This window comes from Archangium violaceum Cb vi76, assembly GCF_000733295.1.
GTDB lineage: Bacteria > Myxococcota > Myxococcia > Myxococcales > Myxococcaceae > Archangium > Archangium violaceum.
This window is the reverse complement of the sequence record NZ_JPMI01000144.1, coordinates 23319-31764: the sequence shown is the minus strand read 5'-3', so window position 1 is coordinate 31764 and position 8446 is coordinate 23319. Positions and strand designations below refer to the sequence as shown.

The following is an 8446-nucleotide window of genomic DNA, read 5'->3' as shown; positions in this document are numbered from 1 at the left end:
CAATGCCATCGACGATCAGATCGAACCAAGCTCCGAAGTTGATGACCCAGTTGGAGGGAGAGTACTCCGAGGCCTGTCCCCCCGTGGGGTTGTAGTGCACCGTGCAGTTCCAGCACCCCGGAACACCACAGTGGCGGTGTCCGACCTCGCCGCAGCCAGCGTGCGCGACACCAAACCAGGTTCCAGTGCTCTGATCGAAGCTCCTCATGTGAAACTGCCAGTCAGCCATGTGTCAAACCTCTTTCTTGGATGTATTTGCGTGCGCCTGAAGCGATGCCAGGCGAAATCAACCGCTCACTTCTGTTCCCACTCGTCGACGCGCTCAAGAAGCGGAGGGGCTGCTTCGTGGAGGTGCGAGGTGGGGCCCACCAGTTGCTATCCATCGTGATACTGACTTCAAGTGAAGCGGTGCTGCATGTGGCGTGCCGGTTTGCTCGCGGCAAGACGTTCTTTCGGCCAAGGGCACACGCCGGCCTCGCTTCGCGCCTGACGCGTCAACTCGAAGCGCTGACACGTCACTCCGGGGGGGTGACACGTCAGTTCCGGGCGGGCACGTCGAGCCATCATCTACACGCTCGAGCCGGGATACCGGCAGCGCCACGGCCTCGCCCAGGAGGGTCAGCCCACGCTGGGGGAACTGCCGCCGGTGCTGTGCGCGTGTCTGCTCGACGTGATGCGCTCGCTGGCGCTCCAGTCGGACACGCCCTGAGCCCTCGCTTCGGCCACGCGCTCGGTGCCGAGCGGATGGACGTGATCGTCACCCCCGGTGGCATCGTCGTCTCGGCCATCGCCCGGGGGGCAGCACCGCACCCGTGCCGTGCGCGTGGTGAGGACTGGCATCGACCTCAATCGCGCTGCCGCCATCAGCCAGCTCGCGGAGCGCGCCAGCGCCGGGGCATTCTCCCGGCCGCGGCTGCTGACGGAGCTGGCGAACATCGCCAGCCAGCCCCGGCTCTACGGGCACCTCCCCACCATGCTCTCGGTGGGAGCCGCCTGCGCGGCCTTCGCGCTCCTCTTGGGAGGCCATCTCCTCGAGGCCCTGGTGGCGGGAGGAGCCGCCGGCGTGGGTCAGGCCGTGCGCGAGGTGCTGCCCCGCCCGCGCTTCGGCCGACTGGCGACGGCCTTCCTGGTGACGGTGCTGGCCTCCGCCCTGGCGTTGCTGGGCGCACGCGTGCTGGAGCTTCCCGCCCCGGGCCTCGCCATGGCGGCCTCGGTGCTGCTCCTGGTGCCCGGCGTCCTCATGGTCAGCTCCATCGTCGACATGTTCCGCGGCAACGTCCTCTCCGGCATCGTCCGGGCCACCTCCGCCGCGCTCATCATCGGCACCATCGCGGGAGGCCTGTTCGTGGTGCTGCTCGCCTCCGCCCCCCCCCACCAGGCGCTCACCACCCGGACGCCGCCCCCCTATGGGCCGCCATGCCGCTGGCATTCATCGCCGCCCTCGGTTTCGCCGTGCTCTTCGACGTCCCCCGCCGCACGCTGTGGGGGAGCGGCCTCCACCGGGCGTATAGGAGGGATGGGGGCCGTGTTGCGTATGCGGTTTCCGGCCTTGGTGTTTTCAGATCCCAGTAGTTCCGAGGACTTGCGAAAATGAGGAAGGACTCATGCGTCGGGGCTCTCAAGAATTCCTGCATCAATTTCTACCGCGTCGGCTCATTCGTTTCGAGGGGGCTGTTCCGCCTCACCCGTCCAGGAGACACCATGCATCGAAGTACCCTGAAGCCGACGCTCGGCGCCGCGCTGTTCATCCCTTGCCTGCTGCTCACCGCCTGCGCCCCGGAGGCGGGCCTGGGGCATCCGCCCGCAAACCCTGAGACGCCGCTGCTGTCCAGCGCGCCGCCCGTCCATAAGGGATACCGCTGGAACACCAGCAGCGGGAGGCTGGAGGTGGTGCACTACGCCAAGGTGGACGGCCAGGCAGTCGTCGAGGGGGACATCGTCATCGGCCCGGTGGAGGAGGTGGAGGCGCTCACGCGCGAGGTAGAGGCGCGGGGCAAGCCCGAGGCCGAGCGCGTCTACGCGCAGGGGGTCATCCGAAGCGGCGAGAACCGCGTGACGCGGTGGGCCAACGCCGTGGTCCCGTACACCATTCATTCCGCCCTGCCGGACCCCTCGCGAGTCACAGGAGCCATCGCCGCCTGGCAGGCGAACACGCGCGTGCGCTTCGTGCCGCGCACGACGAGCAATGCCACTCAATACCCGGACTACGTCACCTTCCAGCCTGCCATCGGCGTGTGCAGAAGCGAGGTGGGGATGGCGGGCGGCCAGCAGATGGTGAATCTGGATCCCGGGTGCTACGAGGGCACCGTCATACATGAGATCGGACATGTCCTGGGCCTCTGGCACGAGCAGAGCCGCGAGGACCGGAACCTCTTCGTGAGCATCCAGTGGGACAACATCGATCCTGCCTACGCGCGCAATTTCGACCAGCACATCAGCGACGGCGACGACAAGCTCACCTATGACTACGGCTCGATCATGCACTACGGACCGTATGATTTCTCGAAGAACGGGCTGCCCACGATCGTGCCGCTCCAGAATGTCGTGATCGGCCAGCGCACCGTGCTGAGTTCCGGAGACACGGCCTCCATCAGGCTCATCTACTCGATTGATGACACGGATTACTTCGTCCAGCAGACCTACCTGGATGTGCTCAAGAGCAAGCCCGACATGGTCTGGTACGGCTACTATGTGAACTATCTGAAGAGCTGCCAGGGGGCCTCGGCCTGTCTGACCGCGGCCCGCACCGCCGTCGCGCGAGCAGTGCTCGAGTCGCCGGAGAACCGCCAGCAGGACCCGGAGCTGGACCCGGCCTCGCCTGGCTACAACGCGGCCTTCGTCACCCATTGCTACACGAACTTCCTGCAGCGCCAGCCGAGTGCGTCGGAGCATGCCTACTGGTTGAACGCCTTGAACGCGGGAGGGACCTACAGCGACGTCGTCAGAGGGTTCATCACCTCCCCGGAGTACCGCCAGCGCTTTGGCTCGTAGAGGACACCAACGCCGAGGCTGGATGCCGCTGAGCAATCAGCCCGCCTTGTTCACCAGAAGGGCTGGAGGGTGACCGGAAAAGAAGGGAGACGCGCCTGACCTCCCGAGTGGTAGAGGGGTGTTGTTCAGACATCCACCACCAAACGGCAGGAGGCGCGTCATGGGTGAAATCCTCACCGACTTCTCTGTGAGGTTCAACGGTTCGGTGAAGCTGGAGGCAAGGGCGGAGCGGTTGACGTCGGAAGCAGGGGCGGTGCTGCTCAGGGAGGTGGACGAGAGGCTGGGGCTGACACGTTGGCTGGGCGAGAGGCTGACGGATACGCGGGAGGAGAGCCGGGTCACGCACTCGTCGAGGGAGTTGGTGCGCACGCACCTGTTGCTGTTGGTGCAGGGGTGGAAAGACATCGGTGACGCGGACACGCTGCGCGAGGACGCGGCGCCGAGGCTGGCGGTCTCGGACAGCAAGCGCACCGGGCCGCTGAAACAGGAGGAAGGAAGGCCGGAGGGACTGGCCTCGCAGCCGGCGTTGTCGCGGCTGACGGCCATGCTGGCCCAGGAGGGCAACCGCGAGGTGCTCAGAGAGGCACTGGTATGGCTGACAGGCCGGAGACTGAGGGCGTCGAGGCCCGGGGGCAAGTGGCTGAAGCAGGTGACGGTGGACGTGGATGGGCTGCCGGTGGAGGTGCACGGGCACCAGGAGGGACAGATGGGCGCCCCATTTTCAGAGGGAAAACGGGGGGGGCCTCTGGTTCCGAGGGAAGACGGCTCCGCCTTTAGCGGCTTCGATTCCCGCCGCCTCCCAAGGCCTCAGTTCACGTTCACCGCGGACCAGGCGGCGGCCACGGCGCTGACCTGGGCGCTGTCCGCGCCATGGAGGTCCGACGCGGCGGCGAGCGTGGCCTCGCGCGCCCCCGCGTAGTCGGTGGACGAGGTCATGTACACCGTGAGGGCGCGGTACCAGATCTTCCCGGCCTCGAGCCGGCCGATGCCCGCGTGCGACGAGCCATCACAGGTGGGGCTGGCCGGGCCAGCGGCGGGATTGGAGCCCTCGGCCAGCAGGTAGAAGAAGTGGTTGGCCACGCCGCTGGAGTAGTGCACGTCCAGCGACGCGAGGCTGGGGGACCAGCAGTCAGGAGACTTGCCGTCCAGGGAGGGCTTGTGCATGTAGCGCAGCGCGTCCCCCGGCGTCCCCGGCGTGTAGATGGTCTCTCCGATGAGGTAGTCGCCCGGGTCCTGCGAGGTGTTGGCGTAGTACTCCACCAGGGAGCCGAAGATGTCGCTGGTGGCCTCGTTGAGCCCGCCGGACTCGCCCGAGTACGTGAGGCCCGCGGTCTGGCTGGTGATGCCGTGGGTCATCTCGTGGCCCGCGACGTCCAGCGAGGTGAGCGGGGAGAGGACGCTGCCGTCCCCATCGCCATACGTCATGCAGAAGCAGAGGTCGTACCAGAAGGCGTTGTTGTACTTGTCCCCGTAGTGCACGCGGCTGTAGCCCATGCGGCCCGCGCCATCGATGCCGTCGCGGCCATGGACCTCGCGGTAATAGTCATACGTCGTCTGCTGGCCGAAGTGCGCATCCACCGCGGCGGACTGACGGTTGCCCGGCGTGCCATCGCCCCAGACGTTGTCGGAGTCCGTGAAGACGGTGCCGGGCAGCAGGAGCGGGGGCAGCGGAAGCGCGTCGCCCACGATCGGAATCGAGCCGAGGTTGTTCATGTCCGTCGTGTAGAAGCCTCCGCCACGCGTCGTGTCGCGCAGCGCGTAGCCCCCGAGCAGCGCGGAGCTCGTCTGGAGGGACACCTGCCCCGAGTAGAGCGACTTGCCCGTGCCCGCGGTCGTGTGGACGGCGTCCCACTTGCCCCGGATGGCGCCCGTGGTGGCGTCCACCAGCACGTGCAGCTCGGAGGGCGTCTGGTCCGGCTGGTAGCCGTCGAGCACCACCTCGTAGGCGAGCGCGGGCTCGTGGCCCTTGCGCGCGTCCACCACCAGCTTCGCGGTGCGCGGCCCAATCAGCGTCCCAACGAAGGCCGACCGGGCGCGCAGGGCGGCCCCGGACGCATCCAGCGTGGGACGGCTCGCCACGGACGCGAGCGAGGGCTGGCCCGCCAGACTGAAGCCGCGCGCGTCCGCGTCCCCTCGCTGGTGGACGACCATGTCTCCACCCATGACCCGCAGGCCCTGCCAGGTCCGCTCGAGCCGGACATGCTCCGTCCCGTCGTCATCCACCAGCACCGTGCGCGCGGACAGCGCCTCGGGAGTAGCAACCCCCAGCTTCGTCCCCTCGCGCATCACCCGCGAGACCGCGCGCTGGACGGCCGCCGTGCGCTCCGAGCCCTCGGCCAGCTCACGTGTGGAGGTGACACGGGTGCTGCCCGAATCACCGCAGCCCCACAGGGTCAACGTGACGAATGCCGCGGGAAGGAAGAGCTTCATCGGATTCACTCCTGGAAGAGGGGCAGGGCGCCCTCGGGCATGGAAAAGACGGGACACCCTGAATTGCGGCCAGGAAGCCCTCCTGGATCTCCCGTGGGTATTTTTCGCGAACTCTGGGCGTCTGGATGTACCAGCGCTGGCAGTCCCCACCCCAGTAGGGTCATTGGATGACGTCCGCGCCATCCACCGTGGAGCACCCGCCGACGTCCAGTGCCTTGCCGCTCGAATCCTCCATGATGTGTATCGGGAGGTACTGATGCCACACGCCGTGTGCGCTAGGGTTTCGCGTCATGCGTGCCCCCCTCCTGTTCCCCCTGTTCTTGCTGTTGTTGTGTTCACCTGCCTGGGCCACGGTGCCCACAGGTTTCTCTGAGACGAGTTACACCTCTTCCTCGCTCAATTCCGCCACGGGGATGGCCTGGGCTCCGGATGGCTCGGGCCGCCTGTTCATCACCATCAAGAACGGCCCGGTGCGGGTGGTCACGATGAAGGACGGCGTCCCGGAAACACAGCCGGGGACCAGCACGCTGGTGACGAGCCTGTTCGCGACGGAGCCCCAGGTCCACACCAACAGCGAGTGTGGCGTCATCGGCATCGCGTTCGATCCGAACTATGTGGTCAACCGCTTCGTCTACCTCTTCGTCACCGTCTCCGCCTCCGAGCAGCGCATCGTTCGCTACACCGACGCCAACGGGACGGGCACCGCGCGCACGGAGGTCATCACCAGGCTACCCACCGCGGGTGAAAACCATGACGGTGGAGGACTCGGCTTCGGGCCGGACGGACTGCTCTACTGGGCCATTGGAGATCTGGGCAACGGCACCGGCGTGAACGCGGATCTGGTGTCGCTCGCGTCCAAGGTGGGCCGCGCCAACCTGGATGGCACGCCCGCCAACGACAACCCGTTCAACGACGGCGTGGGCCCCAACAACGAGTACATCTGGGCGAGCGGCTTCCGCAACCCGTTCACCATGACATTCCAGCCGGCCACCGGGCAGCTGTGGGTCAACAGCGTGGGCACCGGCTATGAGCAGGTCTTCGTCGTGACCAGGCGCGGCCATGCTGGCTACGACGCCTACGAGAACAACCAGCCCGTCATCAACGATTACATCACGCCCGTCATCAAGTACCGCACCAACAACATCGACACGCGCAACCTCGCCACGGTGGACGGGGCGGTGCGCGGCGGGGGCGTCACCACCTTCACCACCACCGCGAGGCATGGCTTCCGCAAGGGAGAGCGGCTCACCATCGAGGGAGTGACGGACGCGAGCTTCAACGGCGAGTACTACGTCACCAGCGCTTCCAACAACCCCGACGCCACCACCTTCACCGTGGCCCAGCCGGGACTGCCCGATGCGCGCAGCGGCGGGGGCGCCGCGAAGACGAAGCCCCTGGGTGGCTCCATCACCGGCGGCACCTTCTACGACGCCACGCTCTTCCCGCCCGAGTTCCGCGGCAACTACTTCTTCGGTGACTTCAACTCCGGCCAGGTAACGCGTGCCACGCTGGCCGTGGACAACTCGGTGGAGACGGTGGCCGAGTGGGGCACCGGCTTCTCCTCGCAGGTGGACATGACCGTGGGGCCTGACGGCGCGCTGTACACGCTGGGGTTCACCGGCGGCACCCTGCGCCGCATCACCTCGTCGGCGCCCGGGCAGAAGCTGGTGGTGTCCGGGCTCCACCTGCGCGTGGTGGAGGGTGGACGCGCGGTCTTCACCGTGCGGCTGGCCGAGGCGCCCACCGCGCCTGTCATGGTGCGGGTGGCGCGGGCGGACGGCTCCGAGGACCTGAGCATCGCGAGCGACGCCACGCTCACGTTCTCCCCGGCGGACTGGAGCGTGCCCCGGGTGGTGATGCTCGCGGCGGCGGAGGACGACGACGCGGACGCGGATACCGCCACCTTCACGGTGTCATCGGAGGGACTGGCGGACGAGCCGGTGGTGGTCACCACCATCGACAACAACTCCTCCCGGCTGGTGCTGTCCTCCTCCCAGGTGGCCATTCCGGAGGACAGCACCGCGACCTTCGACGTCTCTCTGTCCAAGCGGCCCACCAGGAATGTCACCGTCAACGTGGCGCGCACGCAGGGCGATGACGACATCACCGTGCAGACCGGAGCGACGCTCGTGTTCACTACCGCCAACTGGAACCTCCCGCAGACCGTCACGCTGCGGGCTGCCCCGGACGCGGACAACCTGGACGGTGCCGCCACCATCACCGTGGCCGCGCCCGGCCTGGATGCGCGCTCGTTGGAGGCGCTCGAGCAGGATGACGAACCGGTGGCTCCCGTCATTTCCTCCACGCCCCTCACCACCGCCGTGGTGGGCAATCCCTACCGCTACGACGTGCAGGCGCGGGGGCGGCCGGAGCCGGAGTACTCGTTGGTGGGCTCGGTGCCGGCGGGGATGGCCATCGGGACCGCCGGCCTCATTTCCTGGACGCCCACGGCGGCGGGCCCGGTGGAGGTCACGGTGCGGGTGAGCAACGGCGTGGCTCCGGACGCGGAGCAATCCTTCACCGTCACCGCGAAGGTGGATGAAGGGCCGCGCGCCATCCTCACGCGGCCCGTGGAGGGAGAGCGCGTGTCTGGCAACATGGCGGAGTTCTTTGGCGACTGTGAGGATGACGTGGGCTGCACGCACGCCGAGTTCTACGTGGACGGCGAGCTGCGATACACGGACACGCGCACGGACAACCACTTCCACTTCGGCGGCGAGCACAACCGTTGGGACACCAAGGGGCTGGCGCCCGGTGGACACATGGTGCGCTTCGTCGTGGTGGACACCGCGGGGATGCGGAGCCACGCCGAGGTGAAGGTGTGCGTGGGTGATGGGAGCTGCGAGCTGCCGCGGCCGGACGCCGGGACGGATCAGCCTCCGCCCGTGGTCCAGGATGGGGGCTGCGGCTGCGGTGCGGCTCCGGTGGCGCCCCTCGCATGGCTGGCGCTGGGTGCGCTGGCACTCCGGCGGAGGCGGGGGCGCGAGGAGTGATTCCGGGGCCCGCTCTGGCCATCCCCCTCATG

8 protein-coding genes are annotated in these 8446 nt (G+C 67.7%); 4 read left to right on the top strand and 4 right to left on the bottom strand.

The window, feature by feature from the left end:
- Both Q664_RS57905 and Q664_RS59245 read right to left on the bottom strand, forming a co-directional pair.
- Window positions 1-208: hypothetical protein (locus tag Q664_RS57905; protein WP_235216812.1), on the bottom strand; the 208-nt coding region annotated here is incomplete at its 3' end.
- Window positions 209-618: 410 nt separating this feature from the next.
- Window positions 619-840 carry a hypothetical protein gene (locus Q664_RS59245; protein ID WP_160174475.1) on the bottom strand — a complete coding sequence of 74 codons (222 nt, stop codon included), beginning with the start codon at window positions 838-840 and terminating at the stop codon, window positions 619-621.
- Between Q664_RS59245 and Q664_RS52465 the strand changes: the two genes are divergently transcribed.
- From Q664_RS52465 to Q664_RS21800, 3 genes are all read left to right on the top strand, one after another.
- Entirely contained in the window at window positions 827-1594 is a 768-nt protein-coding gene (locus Q664_RS52465; protein WP_160174474.1) for a threonine/serine exporter family protein, read from the top strand. The two genes, Q664_RS59245 and Q664_RS52465, sit on opposite strands and share 14 nt — an antisense overlap.
- Before the next feature lie 107 nt (window positions 1595-1701).
- Window positions 1702-2991, top strand: a complete 1290-nt coding sequence (locus Q664_RS52460; RefSeq protein WP_052518482.1) for a M12 family metallopeptidase — start codon at window positions 1702-1704, stop codon at window positions 2989-2991.
- Window positions 2992-3151: 160 nt separating this feature from the next.
- Window positions 3152-3910, top strand: a complete 759-nt coding sequence (locus Q664_RS21800; protein WP_052518481.1) for a transposase — start codon at window positions 3152-3154, stop codon at window positions 3908-3910.
- Here Q664_RS21800 and Q664_RS21795 read toward each other — a convergent pair.
- Both Q664_RS21795 and Q664_RS61110 read right to left on the bottom strand, forming a co-directional pair.
- Window positions 3799-5421, bottom strand: coding sequence for a M4 family metallopeptidase (locus Q664_RS21795; RefSeq protein ID WP_043398831.1), 1623 nt, complete (start codon window positions 5419-5421; stop codon window positions 3799-3801). The two genes, Q664_RS21800 and Q664_RS21795, sit on opposite strands and share 112 nt — an antisense overlap.
- Window positions 5422-5581: 160 nt before the next feature.
- A complete protein-coding gene (locus Q664_RS61110; protein WP_160174473.1) occupies window positions 5582-5713 on the bottom strand; it encodes an RICIN domain-containing protein in 132 nt (43 codons plus the stop codon).
- Here Q664_RS61110 and Q664_RS21790 point away from each other — a divergent pair.
- Window positions 5712-8414, top strand: coding sequence for a PQQ-dependent sugar dehydrogenase (locus Q664_RS21790; protein WP_043398829.1), 2703 nt, complete (start codon window positions 5712-5714; stop codon window positions 8412-8414). The two genes, Q664_RS61110 and Q664_RS21790, sit on opposite strands and share 2 nt — an antisense overlap.
- Window positions 8415-8446: the final 32 nt, after the last annotated feature.